This is a genomic window from Maritalea sp. S77 (assembly GCF_049801075.1).
Taxonomy (GTDB): Bacteria; Pseudomonadota; Alphaproteobacteria; order Rhizobiales; family Devosiaceae; genus Maritalea.
Genome location: NZ_JBNAGG010000001.1, coordinates 423,563 through 441,182 on the forward strand (window position 1 = coordinate 423,563; position 17,620 = coordinate 441,182).

The 17,620-nt window shown below is 49.5% G+C and carries 18 protein-coding genes and 2 tRNA genes; 9 read left to right on the top strand and 11 right to left on the bottom strand.

What is annotated here, in order from left to right; translation table 11 throughout:
- Window positions 1–76 precede the first annotated feature (76 nt).
- Window positions 77–1,984: a sulfate adenylyltransferase subunit CysN gene (cysN, locus tag ACP15Y_RS01905; protein ID WP_424981320.1), complete on the bottom strand. Its 1,908-nt coding sequence runs from the start codon at window positions 1,982–1,984 to the stop codon at window positions 77–79.
- Complete coding sequence (cysD, locus tag ACP15Y_RS01910; protein WP_424981321.1) at window positions 1,984–2,892, bottom strand: sulfate adenylyltransferase subunit CysD; 909 nt, start codon at window positions 2,890–2,892, stop codon at window positions 1,984–1,986. The genes cysN and cysD overlap by 1 nt, the downstream gene beginning before the upstream one ends.
- A gap of 412 nt (window positions 2,893–3,304) precedes the next feature.
- Here cysD and ACP15Y_RS01915 point away from each other — a divergent pair, with 412 nt between their 5' ends.
- The 3 genes from ACP15Y_RS01915 to cas8a1 are packed head-to-tail and all read left to right on the top strand — an operon-like array spanning window position 3,305 to window position 5,451.
- The gene (locus tag ACP15Y_RS01915; protein ID WP_424981322.1) at window positions 3,305–4,366 is read left to right on the top strand and encodes a cysteine synthase A; all 1,062 of its coding nucleotides are present in this window, start codon (window positions 3,305–3,307) and stop codon (window positions 4,364–4,366) included.
- A complete protein-coding gene (locus tag ACP15Y_RS01920) occupies window positions 4,353–5,090 on the top strand; it encodes an alanyl-tRNA editing protein (protein WP_424981323.1) in 738 nt (245 codons plus the stop codon). Before ACP15Y_RS01915 ends, ACP15Y_RS01920 begins: the two co-directional genes overlap by 14 nt.
- 1 nt (window position 5,091) lies before the next feature.
- Window positions 5,092–5,451: a type I-B CRISPR-associated protein Cas8b1/Cst1 gene (gene cas8a1, locus ACP15Y_RS01925; protein ID WP_424981324.1), complete on the top strand. Its 360-nt coding sequence runs from the start codon at window positions 5,092–5,094 to the stop codon at window positions 5,449–5,451.
- Between the two features lie 6 nt (window positions 5,452–5,457).
- Here cas8a1 and ACP15Y_RS01930 read toward each other — a convergent pair whose 3' ends face one another.
- The 5 genes from ACP15Y_RS01930 to ACP15Y_RS01950 form a co-directional block, all read right to left on the bottom strand.
- The gene (locus ACP15Y_RS01930) at window positions 5,458–6,498 is read right to left on the bottom strand and encodes a transporter substrate-binding domain-containing protein (protein ID WP_424981325.1); all 1,041 of its coding nucleotides are present in this window, start codon (window positions 6,496–6,498) and stop codon (window positions 5,458–5,460) included.
- Window positions 6,499–6,567: 69 nt separating this feature from the next.
- Window positions 6,568–7,362 carry an amino acid ABC transporter ATP-binding protein gene (locus ACP15Y_RS01935; protein ID WP_424981326.1) on the bottom strand — a complete coding sequence of 265 codons (795 nt, stop codon included), beginning with the start codon at window positions 7,360–7,362 and terminating at the stop codon, window positions 6,568–6,570.
- Window positions 7,363–7,365: 3 nt separating this feature from the next.
- Entirely contained in the window at window positions 7,366–8,493 is a 1,128-nt protein-coding gene (locus tag ACP15Y_RS01940) for an amino acid ABC transporter permease (RefSeq protein WP_424981327.1), read from the bottom strand.
- Window positions 8,494–8,505: 12 nt separating this feature from the next.
- Window positions 8,506–9,702, bottom strand: a complete 1,197-nt coding sequence (locus ACP15Y_RS01945; RefSeq protein ID WP_424981328.1) for an amino acid ABC transporter permease — start codon at window positions 9,700–9,702, stop codon at window positions 8,506–8,508.
- A gap of 121 nt (window positions 9,703–9,823) precedes the next feature.
- On the bottom strand, window positions 9,824–10,837 hold the full coding sequence (locus ACP15Y_RS01950) for an amino acid ABC transporter substrate-binding protein (protein WP_424981329.1): 1,014 nt from the start codon (window positions 10,835–10,837) through the stop codon (window positions 9,824–9,826).
- A 213-nt stretch (window positions 10,838–11,050) separates the two neighbouring features.
- Here ACP15Y_RS01950 and metC point away from each other — a divergent pair, with 213 nt between their 5' ends.
- Window positions 11,051–12,247 (top strand): cystathionine beta-lyase, encoded by a 1,197-nt coding sequence (gene metC, locus ACP15Y_RS01955; RefSeq protein WP_424981330.1) that lies wholly within the window; start codon window positions 11,051–11,053, stop codon window positions 12,245–12,247.
- On the opposite strand, the gene ACP15Y_RS01960 is transcribed toward metC, so the two are convergent.
- Window positions 12,244–12,996, bottom strand: coding sequence for a phosphatase PAP2 family protein (locus tag ACP15Y_RS01960; RefSeq protein WP_424981331.1), 753 nt, complete (start codon window positions 12,994–12,996; stop codon window positions 12,244–12,246). The two genes, metC and ACP15Y_RS01960, sit on opposite strands and share 4 nt — an antisense overlap.
- Window positions 12,997–13,123: 127 nt before the next feature.
- Here ACP15Y_RS01960 and ACP15Y_RS01965 point away from each other — a divergent pair.
- From ACP15Y_RS01965 to ACP15Y_RS01985, 5 genes are all read left to right on the top strand, one after another.
- Window positions 13,124–13,200: transfer RNA gene (locus ACP15Y_RS01965), tRNA-Pro, on the top strand.
- Between the two features lie 28 nt (window positions 13,201–13,228).
- The gene (locus tag ACP15Y_RS01970; RefSeq protein WP_424981332.1) at window positions 13,229–13,534 is read left to right on the top strand and encodes an ETC complex I subunit; all 306 of its coding nucleotides are present in this window, start codon (window positions 13,229–13,231) and stop codon (window positions 13,532–13,534) included.
- A 19-nt stretch (window positions 13,535–13,553) separates the two neighbouring features.
- Window positions 13,554–13,630 (top strand) — tRNA-Arg (locus ACP15Y_RS01975).
- 248 nt (window positions 13,631–13,878) lie between these two features.
- A complete protein-coding gene (locus ACP15Y_RS01980) occupies window positions 13,879–14,586 on the top strand; it encodes an ankyrin repeat domain-containing protein (protein ID WP_424981333.1) in 708 nt (235 codons plus the stop codon).
- A gap of 294 nt (window positions 14,587–14,880) precedes the next feature.
- Window positions 14,881–15,051: a hypothetical protein gene (locus ACP15Y_RS01985; protein ID WP_424981334.1), complete on the top strand. Its 171-nt coding sequence runs from the start codon at window positions 14,881–14,883 to the stop codon at window positions 15,049–15,051.
- Between the two features lie 33 nt (window positions 15,052–15,084).
- Here ACP15Y_RS01985 and ACP15Y_RS01990 read toward each other — a convergent pair whose 3' ends face one another.
- The 3 genes from ACP15Y_RS01990 to ACP15Y_RS02000 all read right to left on the bottom strand — a co-directional run bounded on the left by ACP15Y_RS01990 (window position 15,085) and on the right by ACP15Y_RS02000 (window position 17,615).
- The gene (locus tag ACP15Y_RS01990) at window positions 15,085–16,455 is read right to left on the bottom strand and encodes a TRAP transporter large permease (RefSeq protein WP_424981335.1); all 1,371 of its coding nucleotides are present in this window, start codon (window positions 16,453–16,455) and stop codon (window positions 15,085–15,087) included.
- Complete coding sequence (locus ACP15Y_RS01995) at window positions 16,448–16,945, bottom strand: TRAP transporter small permease (RefSeq protein ID WP_424981336.1); 498 nt, start codon at window positions 16,943–16,945, stop codon at window positions 16,448–16,450. The genes ACP15Y_RS01990 and ACP15Y_RS01995 overlap by 8 nt, the downstream gene beginning before the upstream one ends.
- Before the next feature lie 64 nt (window positions 16,946–17,009).
- On the bottom strand, window positions 17,010–17,615 hold the full coding sequence (locus ACP15Y_RS02000; RefSeq protein WP_424981337.1) for a YqaA family protein: 606 nt from the start codon (window positions 17,613–17,615) through the stop codon (window positions 17,010–17,012).
- Window positions 17,616–17,620 lie beyond the last annotated feature (5 nt).

Sequence of the window (17,620 nt, forward strand, 5' to 3'; positions counted from 1 at the left end):
AAGTGGATTGTGTACAATAAAAAAGGCGGCCAGTTGGCCGCCTTCTTCAGAGTCATCTTTGTTCCCCATCCGAACGTTAAAGCGCGCTATATTGATGCCCTTCAAACAGCAAGTCATAAAGCTCGTTTGCGAGTTCGGCAGGGTCTTTTTCCGCGGCGTTGAGGGTGATGTCTGCTTGTTCGGGTGCTTCGAATGGCGAATCTATGCCGGTGAAGTTTTTGATGTCACCTGCTTTGGCGCGGGCGTAGAGGCCCTTTGGATCGCGTTGTGCGCACACTTCCAGTGGGGTGTTCACATAGGCTTCGATGAACTGGATGTCGCCTGCCACTTCGCGCGCTAGGCGGCGCTCATTTTTGAAAGGCGAGATGAAGGAGACGAGGACGATTAAGCCAGCGTCAGCCATCAGCTTGGCCACTTCGGCCACTCGACGGATATTTTCCACGCGGTCTTCATCGGTAAAGCCCAAGTCTTTATTGAGGCCGTGGCGGACATTGTCGCCGTCGAGAATGTAGGTGTGTTTCCCTTCGGCCGTTATGCGCTTTTCGAGCAAGTTAGCAATGGTGGATTTGCCAGAGCCGGAAAGGCCAGTGAACCACACAATGCGTGGGGTTTGGCCTTTCATGTCTGCCCGCACCTGCCGGTTCACATCAAAATCCTGATAGGTGAGGTTTTGCGCGCGCCGTAGACCAAACTCAATGGTGCCCGCGCCCAAAGTGGCGTTGGACAAGCGGTCAATCAGGATAAAGCCGCCTGTGAGCGGGTTTTCCGCATAAGGATCAAAGGCAATGGGCTTGTCGGTGGCGATGGTCACCGTGCCCACTTCGTTTAGCTCCAAACATTTGGCCGGGTTCTGCTCCAATGTGTTCACATTGGTTTTTTGCTTAATCTTGGTGATGGTGGCCGGCACCATTTGGCTGCCAATCTTGATCAGATAAGACCGCCCTGCCATGGCTGGGTTCTCATGCATCCAGATTAGACGCGCTTGGAACTGATTGGAAAATTCTGGCGTTTCGCCCGGCACGGACAGGACATCGCCGCGGGAGATATCCACCTCACGGTCAAGCACCAAGGTCACCGCATCCCCTGCCCGTGCAGCATTTAAATCACCATCTATGGTGACGATGCGTTTGATTTTGGCAGGCTTGCGCGAAGCAGCAATCAGCACATCGTCGCCCGGCTTGATTTGACCAGACGCAACAGTGCCCGAGAATCCGCGAAAGTCGAGGCTGGCACGGTTGACCCATTGCACAGGGAAGCGGAACGGTTGTTCCACCCGGTCGTCAGCCACATCGATTTCTTCAAGATATGGCACCAATTGTGGACCGTTATACCAATCCATTTGCGTGCTTTTGCTGACAATATTGTCGCCGCGCAGCGCGGAGATTGGCACAGTGACCAAGCTCTTAAAGCCAAGCTGGGCCGCAAATTCGCGATATTCCGCATCGATTTTATCAAACACGGCTTTGTCGTAATCAACAAGGTCGATCTTATTGACCACAGCCACCACATGCTTCACACCAATCAAAGACAAAATAAAGCTATGGCGTTTGGTTTGGGTCAAGACGCCTTTGCGCGCGTCGATCAATACAATCGCCAAGTCAGCATTAGACGCGCCAGTGGCCATATTGCGGGTATATTGCTCGTGGCCTGGCGTATCAGCGACGATAAATTTGCGCTTTTCGGTGGTGAAGAAGCGATAAGCCACATCAATGGTGATGCCCTGCTCGCGCTCAGCGGTTAGGCCATCCACCAGCAGCGAGAAGTCAATGCCTTCATCGCCCGTAGTGCGGTTGTGGCTTTCTTTTTGCAGCGATGCGAGCTGATCATCCAAGATCAGTTGGCTATCATATAGAAGGCGACCAATCAGGGTTGATTTGCCATCATCCACCGAGCCGCAAGTCAAAAAGCGCAAAATGCTCTTGTCGGTTTGAGCACTGAGCCATTGTTCAATATTAAGTTCTGGGGCCTGTTGTGCGATGCTCATTAGAAATAGCCCTCTTGTTTTTTCTTCTCCATTGACCCGGCCTGATCACTATCGATCAAGCGCCCTTCCCGCTCAGACGTGCGTGAGGCGTTCATCTCCATAATGATCTCGGGCAAGGTAGCGGCTTCTGATTCAATCGCGCCAGTGAGCGGATAGCAGCCAAGGGTTCTAAACCGCACCATTTTTTCTTGCGGTGTTTCGCCTTCATTGAGCGGCAAGCGTTCATCATCGACCATGATCAAGGTGCCAGAGCGCTCTACCACCGGGCGCGGCTTGGCTAGATAAAGCGATGGGATTTCAATTTCTTCTTTGTAGATATAGGTCCAGATATCCAGCTCGGTCCAATTGGACAGTGGGAACACACGCATGCTTTCACCCGGTGAGATACGCGTGTTGAATAAGCGCCAAAGTTCTGGCCGCTGGTTTTTCGGGTCCCACGCATGTTGGGCATTGCGGTGCGAGAACACCCGTTCCTTGGCGCGAGACTTTTCTTCATCCCGCCGTGCTCCGCCAATCGCTGCATCATATTGGCCAGCATTGAGCGCCTGGCGCAGGGCCACGGTTTTCATAATGTCAGTGTAACGTGCAGAGCCATGGTCAAACGGATTGATGTTTTCCGCCACACCTTCTTGGTTGGTGTGGGTGATCAAATCAAAACCATATTGCTCGGCCATGCGATCGCGAAAGGCGATCATTTCGCGGAACTTAAAAGTGGTATCCACATGCAAAAGCGGAAATGGAATCTTCGAGGGGAAAAACGCCTTGCGCGCCACATGCAGCAAAACACTTGAATCCTTGCCAATCGAATACATCATCACCGGCCGCTCAAAACTGGCCGCGACCTCGCGAAAAATCTCAATACTCTCCGCTTCCAAAGCGTCAAGGTGACTGTGACGTATTTCTGGCATAATTAAAGTCCGCTTGTTTAAACAGACTTCAAAATAATTAGCGCGCAACGACAAAACAAGCAGTAAATTCAAAGGTTTATGACTGCATATGTCGATTTTTCGCGCAGCCCATCTTCCATGGTTTTTTGCTCTAGCGCGCATAAAGATCAGGAAAATCATTTCGCGCAAATTCACTTTATACGGGTAAACTATTTCCCCACTGGATATGCCTTGAAAAGTGGTGACGGTTGAGGCGACCGCACTTTAAAAGCAAAGATTGGCGCAATGAGATTTTTGCGTTTTCGAGCCATATTAGTTTTTTCGCATTGTCTTATTGGCGAAATGGAAAAAGGCTTTTCTTTTCTTCACTCTAGGCTTGATCAGCGCTCTGCTTCTCCTTAGTTTTGAGCCTAACACACCAGAGGATTTTCCAATGACAGAGCATAATGACATGCACAAAGATATTCTGGGCGCGATTGGCAACACGCCACTTATTCGCTTGAACGCCGTTTCTGAAGCAACGGGCTGCGAAATTTGGGGCAAGGCTGAATTTTTGAACCCCGGTCAGTCTGTGAAAGACCGGGCCGCGCTTTATATTGTGCGTGATGCAGAGCGCAAAGGCTTGTTGAAGTCCGGCGGCACAATTGTGGAAGGCACTGCGGGTAACACAGGTATCGGCCTTTCCATGGTGGCGAACGCTTTGGGCTATAAATCTGTCATCGTTATTCCAGAGACCCAATCAAAAGAGAAAAAAGATTCTCTTCGCTTGGCTGGCGCCACACTGATTGAGGTGCCTGCAAAGCCTTATAAGAACCCGAACAATTATGTGAAGGTTTCAGGCCGCCTCGCTGAAAAACTGGCGAACGAATTGCCTGAAGGGGCGATTTGGGCCAATCAATTTGACAATGTGGCCAACCGTCAAGCGCACATCGAGACCACCGGCCCTGAAATCTTTGAGCAAACTGGTGGCAAAGTTGACGGGTTTATTTGTGCCGTTGGCTCCGGCGGCACGTTGGCGGGTGTGTCGCATGCGCTTAAAGAACGCAATAGAGACATTCAAATTGGCTTGGCTGACCCGATGGGGGCTGCGCTTTATAGTTTTTACACCAGTGGTGAATTTGCCTCGCAAGGCGGTTCGATCACCGAAGGCATTGGCCAAGGCCGGATTACGGCAAACCTCGATGGTTTCAAGCCGGACCACGCCTATCAAATCTCTGATGCGGAAGCCCTGCCCTATATCTTCGATCTGTTACAGGATGAAGGCATTTGCTTGGGTGGCTCTAGCGCGATCAACATCGCTGGCGCGGTGAAACTTGCGCGTGACTTGGGACCGGGCAAAACCATTGTCACCATTCTTTGTGACTATGGCAATCGCTACCAATCAAAGCTCTATAATCCAATGTTTTTGCGGGAGAAGGACTTGCCAGTGCCTGAATTCTTGAGCCACACTCATGAAATTGACATGAGTACGGTTTTTGAGAATGACGCAGACTGATTTTCTTTTTCGTGAAGATGCTTACCTAACAACTGCTGCCGCCACGATCTCGTTTATCAACGAGGATGGCGGCATCATTTTAGATCGCTCAAACTTCTATGCTACTTCCGGCGGTCAGCCCGGTGACAGTGGCTTTTTGGAGCGCGAGAATGGCGATAAGATCGCCATCACCACCTGCGTACATCCCGATAGGAATAAAACCCAATGTCTTTTGGTGCCTGAGATTTCCGAGCATGGTCTGCAGCCCGGCGAGCAGATCACCGCGCATATTGATTGGGACAATCGCTATAAATTGATGCGTATGCACACAGCACTGCATTTGCTTTCTGTTGTCATTCCACTGCCTGTCACAGGCGGCTCAATCGGCGCTGCAAAGTCGCGATTGGACTTTCAGATGCCAGAACCGCCAGAGGATAAGGACGCATTGGCAGAACAGCTCAATGCCATGATTGAGCGCAATCTGGATGTGCGTGAGGAATGGATCAGTGAAGAAGAGCTTGAGGCCAATCCCGACCTTGTGAAGACCATGTCAGTTAAGCCACCATCCGGTCAGGGGAAAATACGAATGATCCGCATATTGGATGGCGATGAAACGATTGACTGGCAGCCTTGTGGTGGCACGCACGTGGCCAACACAGAAGAGATTGGGCTGATGCGTTTGGGTAAAGTAGAGAAAAAGGGCAAGCAGAATCGCCGCGTAGCGATTCACTTCGCAGACGAATAGAATGGGACGTTATCAAGGCTCCTGCCATTGCGGCACCGTCAGATTTGAAATCGAGAGTGACCTTGCCACCGTGATGAAGTGCGACTGTTCACTGTGCCGCAAGCGGAACGCCGTAATGGTAGATGTTCATAAGGACCATTTCACACTGATTTCCGGTGAAGATTCTCTAGGCACCTATCAGTGGAACATGAAGATCGCCAAACATCATTTCTGCACCAAATGCGGCATCTATACTTTTCACCGCAAACGGTCCTTGCCGGACCACTATGGGGTAAATCTTTATTGCCTCGACGGCGTCGATTTTGACTCAATCGAGATAGAGCAAGCCTACGGCTCGCAGCTCAGCAGCGTAGAAAAATAGCCAAATCTAGCGGATTGGTGGCGCGTAGTGTAGACCACCTTTGGTCCACAATTCGTTAGTGCCGCGCGGGATCATCAAACCTGAAGTGTTGCCGAAGTTCCGTTCATAGACTTCACCAAAATTGCCGACATTACGAATGACATCCTGAGCCCATGTTGCGTTAAGGCCAAGAGCTTGGCTAAATTCGCCATCGAGGCCTAGAAGTCGCCGCATACGTGGGTTTTTGGTTTCGATCATCGTGTCAATATTGCGTGAATTCACACCTAACTCTTCAGCATTGATCATGGCAAACAACACCCAGCGGACTATGGTCTGCCATTTCATATCGCCTTTGCGGACAACTGGACCCATCGGCTCTTTGCTCAAGCGCTCCGGCAAAATTCGATGTTGTGAAGGATCAATGGCATTGATCTTAATTTCCTGCAATTTTGAAGCCGCGGCAGTAACAGCATCGCAGATGCCTGCCATGTAAGCGCCAGCTAAGTCAGCAGCATCCTCCACCATCACTTCTTCATAGGAAATCTGATTATTGAAGAAGAAGCGTTCCAAGGAGATATGACCAAGAGAATCTGCGACCACACATACCGAAATGTCTTTCAATTCAAGCGCTGAAACCACTTCAGCCTCATTGCGGACCATGATGGCCTGCCCGTCGTAAAATGCGACGCCAGTGTAAACGACACCAAATTCATTGTCGCGCAGCAAATTCCAGTATCCATTGCGAGACATCAAATCCACTTCGCCAATGCGCAGTGGAGTCATGCGAAAGTCGCCGTCAAACTCAGCAAATTCCACACGGTTAGGCTCCGAAAAAATCGCCGCCGACACTGCGCGGCAGAGATCCACATCGAAGCCGGACCAAAACCCATCAACCGACAGGTTGGAAAAGCCACGGTGCCCTTGGCTGGCGCCACACTTGACGAAGCCGCGCTCACGCACTGTTTCCAGCGTGTCTGCGAACGCCGCTGTGCTCAAACCAAAAAGGAGCAGCATCAAAGCTAAGAATGTACGCACTTGAACACCTAACACATAAAAAGGCGGCCCCATCGGGCCGCCTTATCCATTTCCCCGATAGCTATTCAGCAAAGCGAATAACCACCGATAAAGCAAGAGCTTCTAGTGCAAAATCTGGCTTAGGAACAATTTTGTCCGCTCATGCTGTGGATTATCAAAGAACGCTTCAGGCTCATTTTGTTCAATAATTTGCCCTTGGTCCATGAAAATCACGCGGTTCGCAACCTGACGGGCAAAGCCCATTTCGTGCGTAACACAAAGCATGGTCATGCCTGTTTCAGCCAAATTCACCATTACTTCCAGCACTTCCTTGATCATTTCCGGATCAAGCGCCGAAGTGGGCTCGTCGAACAACATGATGTTTGGATTCATGCACAATGAGCGTGCAATCGCCACACGTTGTTGCTGACCACCAGAAAGCTGACCCGGATATTTTTGGGCCTGCTCAGGGATTTTAACCCGCTCAAGGTAATGCATAGCTGTTTTTTCAGCTTCAGCCTTTGGAATACCGCGAACCCACATTGGGGCCAAAGTGCAGTTCTCCATGATGGTCAAATGCGGGAAGAGGTTAAAGTGTTGGAACACCATGCCCACTTCGCGACGCACTTCATCAATGCGCTTCAAATCTGAAGTTAGCTCAATACCATCAACAATGATTTGGCCTTGCTGATGCTCTTCCAAACGGTTGATGCAACGAATTAGGGTCGACTTGCCAGAGCCAGACGGCCCCGCAATAACGATCCGCTCACCCTTCATCACTTTGAGGTTGATGTCTTTCAACACATGAAAATCACCATACCATTTGTTCATGTCATTAATCTCAATAGCAACATCCGTTTCAGACACGGTCATCTTTGAACGATCTACAGAGATATCTTCTTCTTTTACGTCTGACATTATTTACTCCTTGTGTCCCGTGTCCAACCGACGTTCCATATAGATGGAATAGCGCGACATACCGAAACAGAAAATCCAAAAAACAGCCGCGGCAAACAAATAACCCGTTGTTGCCTGGTGCGGTGCTTTCCATTCTACAAGCGCGGAAGTGGCTTGTACCGTGCCCAAAAGGTCGAACAGACCCACGATAGATACCAATGAGGTGTCTTTGAACAATGAAATAAAGCTGTTCACAATGCCGGGGATAACGTGTTTCAACGCTTGCGGCAAAATGATGAAATACATGGATTTGAAATAATTCAGACCCAATGCATGGGCAGCTTCATATTGTCCTTTGGGCAAGGCTTGCAGACCGCCACGCACCACCTCAGCCATATAGGCCGTTTGGAAGAGCGCTACGCCCACAAGAGCACGTAGGATTTTGTCGATTGTTGTGCCTTCAGGCAAGAATAACGGCAACATCACAGATGCCATGAACAATACCGTGATCAACGGCACTGCACGCCACAATTCAATAAAGGCAATGGATACGTATTTAACAAATGGCATGTGTGACCGCCGGCCGAGCGCCAAAACGACACCCAATGGCAATGACACAACGATACCCACCGATGCGATGATCAGAGTCAGCATCAGGCCGCCCCACTTTTCAGTGGTGACTTCCATCAGACCAAAGTTACCGCCATTCAGCAGCACGATCGCAAAGATGGGCAAGCCCACAAAGAATGCAATCGCTGAGATGCCTTTAAACGGCAAATCTGGCCACAACAAATGTGTGATCAATGCAGCAGCAACCACAAATACGAGGTTTGGACGCCAATATTCGGATTCTGGGTAGAAACCATAAATATAGAAATCAAACCGATCGATCACATAGGCCCAACACGCGCCTGCTTCAGGTGCACGACAAGGTGTACCATCTTCAGCCACGAAAATCGCGTTGCCGATCAAGAAGTTATACAATGTAGGCACTGTCCAAACCAAAAAGGCCAATGCCAACAATGTCATGATGGTGTTCGGAATGTCGGAGAACAGATTTTTCCGCATCCACCCCACAATACCAGTTTGCGTAACAGGTGCTGGCAGGTCTGGCGCCATTTCTGTCCGCACATAAGCGAATTTATTCGTCATAACAGCCTCCCTCTACCGCTCTGTCAGCGCAATACGCGCGTTGTACCAGTTCATGATGATCGATGTGAGCAATGACAAGGTGAGATACACCGACATCGTCATAAAGATCACTTCCACCGCTTTGCCTGATTGGTTCAGCGCTGTGCCCATGAACACATTCACAATATCTGGGTAACCAATGGCCACCGCGAGCGATGAGTTTTTGGTCAAGTTCAGATATTGGCTGGTCAAAGGTGGCACAATCACCCGCATTGCCTGTGGGATCACCACAAGATTTAGCCGATCATTGTCTTTAAGCCCGAGAGATTGGGCTGCTTCTGTTTGTCCTCTGCTCACCGAAACAATGCCAGCCCGTACAATCTCAGCGATAAAGGCTGCTGTGTAGATCACCAAGCCAAACAGCAATGCCACAAATTCTGGAGGCAATTGAATGCCGCCTTGGAAGTTAAAGCGATTGCGCTCCGGATAGCTTACATCCAACCCAGCACCAGAAACGACCCATGCGATTGCTGGCACAACGATCAATAGACCGATGAACACTGGAATATATGGAAAGCGTTCGCCCGTTTTTTCGAGGCGACGAACTGACCAGCGCTGTAAGAAGAAGCCACTAATTAGCACCAGAACCACTGCAATCTGCACCCATAGGAATGCAGCATTTGGATTTGGATCTGGGAAATATAGCCCACGATTGTTCAGGAATACCGCGCCACTGATAATTTCCAAGCTATCTCGAACGGACGGCATGGATTTCAGCACGGCGAAGTACCAGAAGAACAATTGCAACAGCAATGGAATGTTCCGGATGACTTCAATGTAAATCGTGGCCAGCCGCGCAATGATCCAGTTGGATGAGAGGCGCGCGACGCCAAGGACAAATCCGAGCATTGTTGCAAGAACAATCCCGGTAATCGCCACCAACAATGTGTTCAATATCCCCACGATAAACACATCTAAGTAGGTCGATGAGCGACTATACTCTATGAGAGAAAACCCGATATCAAAACCGGATGTTACACCTAGAAAATCAAAACCAGTTGTTTTGTTTTGCGCCTGAAGGTTGACGATGGTGTTTTGAACAATCCACCAGCCAAACCCTACAAGCACCAACAGCAACAAGATCTGAAACGCGTAGGACCGGAATTTTGGGTCGTAAATTAATGATGATAAGCTGCGGCTTTGCTGCAGCTGTTCCTGACTCTTGGCCATGGCTACCCTTTTTCTTATTGTTGAGTAGTCTTATTAGGTGTTTTTCACCTATTGGCGGGCAATGCCCTCCCCCGAAAAAATGGCCCGGCGCAATGCGCCGAGCCAAACAACTCAATTCGACTTAGCGAATTGGCGGTGAGTACTGAAGACCACCACGCGTCCAAAGGTCGTTCAATGAACCTGCGCGTTCGATACCGATTGGTGTCACGTTGCGCTGATAGATTTCATCGTAGTTACCTGTATGCTTGATGACGCGGTAAGCCCAATCGTCTGAAAGACCGATTGCTTTACCAAACTCACCTTCAACGCCGAGCAAACGACGAACAGATGGGTTTTCAGAACCAAGCATTTCATCAACGTTTGCTGATGTTACGCCATATTCTTCAGCTTCGAGCAGAGCGAAATATACCCAACGAGAGATATTGAACCACAGGTCGTCGCCTTGACGTACTGATGGGCCCAATGGCTCTTTTGAGATGATCTCTGGCAAGATTTTGTGCGCATCTGGATCAGCCAATGACAGACGCTCAGCAGCCAAAGCTGATGAGTCAGTTGTGAACACATCACAACGGCCATCGTCATATGCTTTCACAACTTCATCTTGGTCTTCGAACACAACTGGGTTGTAGTTCATGCCATTTGTTGCGAAGTAGTCAGCTGCGTTCAACTCTGTTGTTGTACCAGCTTCGATACATACAGCAGCGTCAGACAACTCAAGCGCTGAATTCACGCCAATGTCTTTTGGCACCATGAAGCCCTGACCATCATAGAACATTACGCCTGTAAAGGAGATGCCCAAGTTGGTGTCGCGGCTCATTGTCCATGTTGTTGTACGTGACAACACATCAATTTCACCTGAAGAAAGCGCCGTAAAACGCTCTTTAGATGTCAATGGAGTAAAGCGAACAGCTTCTGGATCATCAAAGATCGCTGCAGCCATTGCGCGGCAATAGTCTACATCGATACCTGACCAGTTATTGTTTTCATCAGGAGATGCAAAGCCTGGTGTGCTTGGTGCAACACCACACTGCAGGTAACCTTTTGCCTGCACATCTTCCAACGTGTCCGCCATTGCTGCTGACGCTGAAAGGCTCAACGCAGCTCCAAGAGCGATTGTTACGATTTTTTTATTCATAACGTTGCCTTTTTTCCTAACCCTTTTAATTTTTTAGCCTCCCCCTCCTTGGATGGAGACTACATGCAGCACATTGTATTGTGCGCACTTGCACTATCGAAAAGCACTTTTGCTTTGCGGTCAAGAGTGTTGATAAAACTAATGTAAATCACACCCAAACTAATGTAAGTAAATGTGTAAGTTAGAAAAAAAATTTTGGTAATGGCAAAATAAATGAGTAAAAACGATACCAATTCCACACCTAAAAGCCCGGCAACAATAGTTACGCATCACGGGCGAAACCCAGAAAATCAATTTGGTTTTGTCAATACGCCAATCGTGCGCGGCTCTACGGTCCTTTTCGACAGCTATGAGCAGATCAAAGGCAATAAACGCACTTATGCTTATGGACGGCACGGCAATCCAACTGATGATGCGGTTCGGCACGTGATCACCGAATTGGAACATGGCGCCGAAACTTTGCTGGCGCCGTCGGGTGTAAATGCCATCACCACTGCTTTGCTTTCTGTTTTGAGCACAGGCGACGACTTACTGATGTGTGACACAGTTTATGAGCCGACACGCCAATTCTGCGATTCTGTGCTGCAAAAGATGGGAATCACGACCCGCTATTATGATCCGACCATCGGTGCAGACATTGAGCAATTGCTGCAGCCCAACACCCGCGCAGTCATGACGGAATCACCAGGGTCGTTGACCTTTGAAGTGCAAGATTTACCGGCCATCGCAAAAGTTTGCGCGCCGCGCGGCATCTCTATTTTGGCAGATAATAGCTGGGCGTCGCCGATCTATTACAAACCCTTGGACCTAGGGGCGAATATCGTCATTCACGCTGGCACAAAAATGTTTGCCGGTCATTCAGACGTCATGTTCGGGACGATTACCGCTGATGAGGCCCATGCACAGGAGCTCAAAAAGACATATCGCGCGCTGGGTGTATGTGTGTCACCTGAAGATAGTTTCCTGATCGGGCGCGGCTTGCGGACCTTGGAATTAAGAATGCGCGAGCAAGGAGGAAAAGCGCTGGCGATGGCTGAATGGCTTCAAGGTCATCCGCTCGTCGAGACAGTGCTGCACCCTGCTCTGCCAAGCCATCCACAGCATCAGATTTTCAAGCGCGATTTCACTGGATCGGGGTCATTGTTCAGCTTTATCCTCAAACCTGCGGGCGAAGAAGCCATTGCCGCCATGGTCGACGATATGAACCTATTTGGCATGGGATATAGCTGGGGTGGCTATGAGAGTTTAATTCTGCCTGTCAAAATTGCCTCACAGCGCTCAGCGACCACTTGGCCGCACGAAGGCAATTTGATTCGAGTGAATATTGGTCTTGAAGGTTATGAAGACCTGCAAAATGATTTGGCAGATGGCTTGGAGCGCTACAGCCAAATGTCAAACCATAAGCTCTAGCGTTTGCTGCGATGTAATTTAAACGGCGCATACCATTGCACATGGTTTGCGCCGTTTTTGATTCGAAAGCCGCCCAACTTCAAGATGTATAAATGATGCACCGCCAACGCACCCAACACACCTACAAGAGATCCCGCGAGAATATCGGTCAAAAAATGTGCGCCAATCACGAGGCGTGACATTGCCACGAAACCGGCCAGGATGAAGGCTACCGCCCCCCAACGACGCCCCGCCAACAAAAACACGACAACTGCTGCAGCAAATGAAGTGGTGGTGTGGCCAGATGGAAAAGATTGGAAGGTCCAAGCCTTATCCATCAAAAAGTGCGGCTGAAAATAGGTCGCGCCCAACTCTTCCAAATGCATCGGACGGGCGCGGCCAATGGCACGCTTCATCAAATTTGTGGCCAAACCGGGCAATCCGATTCCCAAAAAGATAAAGCCAGATAGGCCCGTGATGGCGCGCGCCTTCCAATAATGCGAATATTTCAAACCCAAAAAACCGATGATGGGTGTCAAAAGCCAAATAAAGAAGGTGGGAATCAGCATCCAGTTGGATTTTCCGATGTCTGTCGTCCACTGAAAAAAGGAAATTATCGGTTCTGGCGCGCCAGTGAAAAAATTTGACAAAGATTTGTCAAAAAAAATTGCGACGATCAAAATTAGCGTTAAAAAACTGAGATAGAAAGCTGAAAGCCAAGCCAGCGAACGGTTTGAGGGATTGATATGGGCTTGAAACAGCTTTATCATTTACGTTTCCTTGTGCATTTATTTTTGAAAAAATGCATTTTTTTCAAAAAGGTCAACTATCATGACTTGCCTGATGTCACAAGAATGTGTAAAGCCCTGTCCGGTGATCACATCTCGTGTGAAACGTCGGAGCATAGCTCAGCCTGGTAGAGCACTGGTTTTGGGTACCAGGGGTCGCAAGTTCGAATCTTGCTGCTCCGACCATCACGGGAAAATGAGGACAACAAAGATCATGACAGCACGTATTTTTCGTCCAGCCAAAAACGCCATGCAATCTGGTAGAGGCAAATCGAAACACTGGCTGTTGGTTTTTGAACCCGAAGCACCGCGCGAGATCGACCCGTTGATGGGTTACACCTCCTCCACAGACATGGCATCGCAAATCAAGCTGCGTTTTGACAGCCTTGAAGATGCTGAGAATTATGCGAAGCGCAAGGGCATTGAATATATGGTGCAGCAGCCCCACGAAACGGCCCCCAAAAAAGTCGCCTACGCTGACAATTTCCGGTCTGATCGCAAGGCCCCTTGGACCCACTAATTGATACCACCGTTGTTTGGGTCCCGTAGCTCAACTGGATAGAGCAATTGACTTCTAATCAATAGGTTGCAGGTTCGAGTCCTGCCGGGATCGCCACAACCTATGGGTTTTAGCGGCTTGCAATAGCTATCCCGTAAAAACCATTCTATTGAAACACCATGCGTTTTTGCTCACCGTGGCTAGCCCGTTTAGCTGCAGCGTTTGAATTGTCCGCTTTGAGCCCAGAGCCGACCTGCGCGACATCCGCAGTGGGAGGATTTGTTGCCCGGCAATGATGCTTGTTCTAGGGTAGGAGATGAATTCTGGAGGATCGTCTTTTGAGCTTTATCAGGTCTCTTTTACCAATGAGATCAGCTGATCAAGAGCTTCTGGCAACAATTATTGCCAACGGCTCAATCTGGCAGATCGAATCGTCGATTTCGAAAGGCGCGAACCTAAACGCGCAGGATTACAGGAGTTGCGTCCGCAAAGGCTATGAGGGTTTTACGCCGCTTCACTATGCTTCTAACTGGCGTTCCAAAAACCATAAACGAAAAGATTTAGTTGAGTTGATCCTGAGATCGAAAGGCGATCCGAATATCCAATCTAAATATGGCCATAGTCCTCTGCATAATTTTTCCATCGTAGGCGATGATGAATCAATATTACTGTTGTTACAAAACGGGGCTAAGATTAATTGTTTCAACAAATCTGGAGACACACCTTTGCACTATTCTTGTAGATTCGGGCACCTCTCAACAGTCCGAATGCTTTTGGAATGGAATGCAAGTGTCAATGCTTTTCTTCCAAACATTGAACTTAATCAAGACGGAAAAACGCCGCTCCATTCCGCCGTGCAGTCTCTGAATATCGAGGTTGTCAAATTGTTAGTTAGACATGGCGCAAATCCAACGCTCGCAACTTTAAGCTCCAGAACCAAAAAAGAAACACCATTGCAGTACGCAATCGATCATGAACGCCTCATAAAACACGGATACAATCCAAGCGAAGAAGATAGGGCCGCGAGCCAGCAAGCCATATCAAGTATTATTGAATATTTAAAAGCCCTTTGAGCAACTGATGCGGAATGGCGACCTTGTCCACACTGCCGTCGTTGGTTCGGATTGCAGCGAACGACGGCCTTCCGCCCGATGTGCCAATTCGCGATGCCCAAGCGAATGTCTCAAAGGTCCGCAGAACTGCCATTGATCACATTCTTTGTAGAACTGTACGGCATCATCCACGACCTATCAGCAAGAATTAAGATACAGCCATATATCCGTCAAATAGGCCCCACTCCCACCTCGCCCATTGAAATGAGTCCATTTTTACCCACATGATTAAGTGTACTTATCACTGGGGGAAAAATGGAACGTAAAATCAACATTACGCAGCACTCCGGCACAGGAATGCTTTGGTTCGGCGGCTGGTTGTTTACAATCGGCTATTTGAATCTGAATTTCATTCAAGGTCTGATTGGTCTTTTGGTGTGGCCTTATTATCTCGGCAGCCATTTTGCGCCAATGATTGGGGGCTAGAGGCGACATGAAGGCGCTTACACGTTTAGCGCCTTAGCCTTGCAGAACCCTGGGTAAGAACAGCACCAACCCTGGCAGCGCCAGCAGCAGGCCGACGCGCAAGATTTCTACGGTGAAGAAGGGCAGAATGCCTTTGTAAGTTTCGGTCATAGGCGTATTCTTGCTCAGGCCCGAAATGACAAATACATTCATGCCCACTGGTGGCGTGATGAGCCCTAGCTCGACAACAATAAGTGCTAAAATGCCGAACCAGATTTTCAAATCTTCAGTGCTCATGCCGAATGCGGCGCCATCTGCGCCTTGATACAGACCGCCATTCACTTCAACCAGTACGGGCCAGAAAAACGGCACCACGAGCAAAATCATGGATAAGGAGTCCATCAGGCAGCCGAGAATGATTAGGGCGATCAATAAAGCGATAAGAATCGTAAATGCGGGCAATCCGCTTTCAATGGCCCAGCTTGCAGCCGCTTGTGGCACCCCTGCCCGCGACATGAAGATTTTCAGCATTTCAGCGCCGAGTAAAATCAAATAGATCATGCCTGATGTGCGCGCTGTATCCAATAAGGCGGCCTTAGCGTCTGGCCAATTCAATTGTTTGCGCAATAGGCCATATATTGCCACCAAAAACACACCAATGGCTGCGGCGGGTGTAGGATTATATAGCCCAAGATAAATGCCGCCGATCACCGCCGCGAAAATCAACAAGACGGGCAGCACAGCGCGTGTCGCGCTTTTGCGGTCGCCTTTGCTCATTGTTGCTGCTTTTGGTGCCAGGTCCGGCTTGAAACGCACAACAATTGCAATGGCGAGCATAAAGAAGATCACGGCAATCACGCCAGGCACCAGCGCGGCCATAAACATGGTGACGATATTGGCCTCAACAATAATGGCATAAATGACCAATACAACTGAAGGCGGAATCAGGATGCCTAGCACACCGCCAGCGGCGATGGTTCCTGTCGCGAGGCTGCCGGCATATTTCAGCCGCTCTAACTCAGGCAGGGCCACTTTGCCCATCGTTGTGGCGGTGGCGAGTGATGAGCCACACACGGCACCGAATGTAGCACATGCCGCCACGGCAGACATGGCAGCACCGCCCCTTAGCCAACCAAGCCACGCCTGCGCTGCCTGAAACAGATCGCGCCCCATGCCAATCTTTGTCGCCAATGCGCCCATCAGCAAAAACATGGGCACAACACTTAAATCGTAGATTGAGAATTGGCCATAAGCTAGGGTTTTGAGCTGGGACAGAAAGATTGACGGGCCGTTGACCAGCGTCACGCCAATGCCGCCAACCAAAATCATGGCGAAAGCGATCGGCATACGTAAAATGATCAGGCCGATTAAAGCAAATGTACCCAAAAGCCCGAGGGCAAAGGGTTCAGCCAACCACTCAAACATTGGAACGCCTTACAAACAGTGATGTGAGCTGCAGTAGCGCCACGCAACTCCAGAGGAAAAGAGAAAAAAGGATTGGCACAAATGCTGCCCAATGCGGCAATTGTAAAATTGCTGTTTGGTAGCCATATCGCCATTGATCAATGAGGCCAAAGCTCATGCGCCAGAGCAATAGCAACGCAATCAACAGGGAAATGAATGTGGCCACATGTTGCAAAAACGAACGTGCGGGTTGAGCAAGTTTTTGGGTAAAGATATCTGCAGCCACATGCGCGCCATCGCGCTGGCACAGCGGCAAGAAGCAAAATGCGGCGACTGCAACGCCCATTTCGGTCAGTTCGAAGTCGCCCGCAAAGCCTATTCCGATGGCATTCATTACAGTAGCCAACACATTGATCAGCACCACCAATGCCAGCACAAAACCGCCGACCAACGCCAAGGCGTCAACCACTCTATATATGAGTGGTGGCAAGCTATAGTTTTGATCTGACATATGCATCCCCTTGTGCATGACATTGATGGTTTGGCGCACGCTAACTGTCAAGCGGCGAATCCGCTCAGTGTGGCCAGTAGATCACTGCTACGAATGCCAATGCCGTGATAATCACAACAAGCAGACCAAACCATTTTAGATTTTGCTCTGCCCATTGGCGCACATAGGGACCGAAGAGCATAAACGCCAAGGCGAAGGCGTAAAACCGCAATGCCCGCCCGGCAAAGGCGGCGCAGATAAAAATCAGCAGGTTTATTTTCAAAACGCCCGCGCCGATGCACACCAATTTGAATGGAATCGGCGTTACCGCGCCTAGGAATATCGCTGTGATTGCGGCCCAACTATTTTCGACTGCTTGTTGCTGAAAATTGTGGAATGCTGATTCCAATCCATAGGTTGTGATGATCCATTGGCCCAATGTTTCAAGGAATGCGAAGCCGATCACATATCCCAACACCCCGCCTGCGAGCGATGCCAGCAGCGCGATATGCGCCACCATCAATGCACGTTTTGGCGCGCCAACCATCATCGGCAATGCAATTAGGTCCACCGATAATGGCAGCAAAGCGCTTTCAAGAAAGGACGTTGCGGCCAAAAGGCTATACGCCTTCTTCGACGTTGCCCCTCGCTGCAATTGTTCGGCGTTAATCTTGCTGTGCAACCAGCTCATTGCCG

Coding starts and splice junctions, on each gene's coding strand:
- ACP15Y_RS01970 (WP_424981332.1), top strand. CDS start 13,229: ATGACAGCACGTATTTTTCGTCCAGCCAAAAACGCCATGCAATCTGGT.
- ACP15Y_RS01930 (WP_424981325.1), bottom strand. CDS start 6,498: ATGGGGCCGCCTTTTTATGTGTTAGGTGTTCAAGTGCGTACATTCTTA.
- ACP15Y_RS01990 (WP_424981335.1), bottom strand. CDS start 16,455: ATGTTTGAGTGGTTGGCTGAACCCTTTGCCCTCGGGCTTTTGGGTACA.
- ACP15Y_RS01935 (WP_424981326.1), bottom strand. CDS start 7,362: ATGTCAGACGTAAAAGAAGAAGATATCTCTGTAGATCGTTCAAAGATG.
- ACP15Y_RS01945 (WP_424981328.1), bottom strand. CDS start 9,702: ATGGCCAAGAGTCAGGAACAGCTGCAGCAAAGCCGCAGCTTATCATCA.
- ACP15Y_RS01980 (WP_424981333.1), top strand. CDS start 13,879: ATGAGATCAGCTGATCAAGAGCTTCTGGCAACAATTATTGCCAACGGC.
- cas8a1 (WP_424981324.1), top strand. CDS start 5,092: ATGGGACGTTATCAAGGCTCCTGCCATTGCGGCACCGTCAGATTTGAA.
- cysN (WP_424981320.1), bottom strand. CDS start 1,984: ATGAGCATCGCACAACAGGCCCCAGAACTTAATATTGAACAATGGCTC.
- metC (WP_424981330.1), top strand. CDS start 11,051: ATGAGTAAAAACGATACCAATTCCACACCTAAAAGCCCGGCAACAATA.
- cysD (WP_424981321.1), bottom strand. CDS start 2,892: ATGCCAGAAATACGTCACAGTCACCTTGACGCTTTGGAAGCGGAGAGT.
- ACP15Y_RS02000 (WP_424981337.1), bottom strand. CDS start 17,615: ATGAGCTGGTTGCACAGCAAGATTAACGCCGAACAATTGCAGCGAGGG.
- ACP15Y_RS01985 (WP_424981334.1), top strand. CDS start 14,881: ATGGAACGTAAAATCAACATTACGCAGCACTCCGGCACAGGAATGCTT.
- ACP15Y_RS01950 (WP_424981329.1), bottom strand. CDS start 10,837: ATGAATAAAAAAATCGTAACAATCGCTCTTGGAGCTGCGTTGAGCCTT.
- ACP15Y_RS01940 (WP_424981327.1), bottom strand. CDS start 8,493: ATGACGAATAAATTCGCTTATGTGCGGACAGAAATGGCGCCAGACCTG.
- ACP15Y_RS01915 (WP_424981322.1), top strand. CDS start 3,305: ATGACAGAGCATAATGACATGCACAAAGATATTCTGGGCGCGATTGGC.
- ACP15Y_RS01920 (WP_424981323.1), top strand. CDS start 4,353: ATGACGCAGACTGATTTTCTTTTTCGTGAAGATGCTTACCTAACAACT.
- ACP15Y_RS01960 (WP_424981331.1), bottom strand. CDS start 12,996: ATGATAAAGCTGTTTCAAGCCCATATCAATCCCTCAAACCGTTCGCTG.
- ACP15Y_RS01995 (WP_424981336.1), bottom strand. CDS start 16,945: ATGTCAGATCAAAACTATAGCTTGCCACCACTCATATATAGAGTGGTT.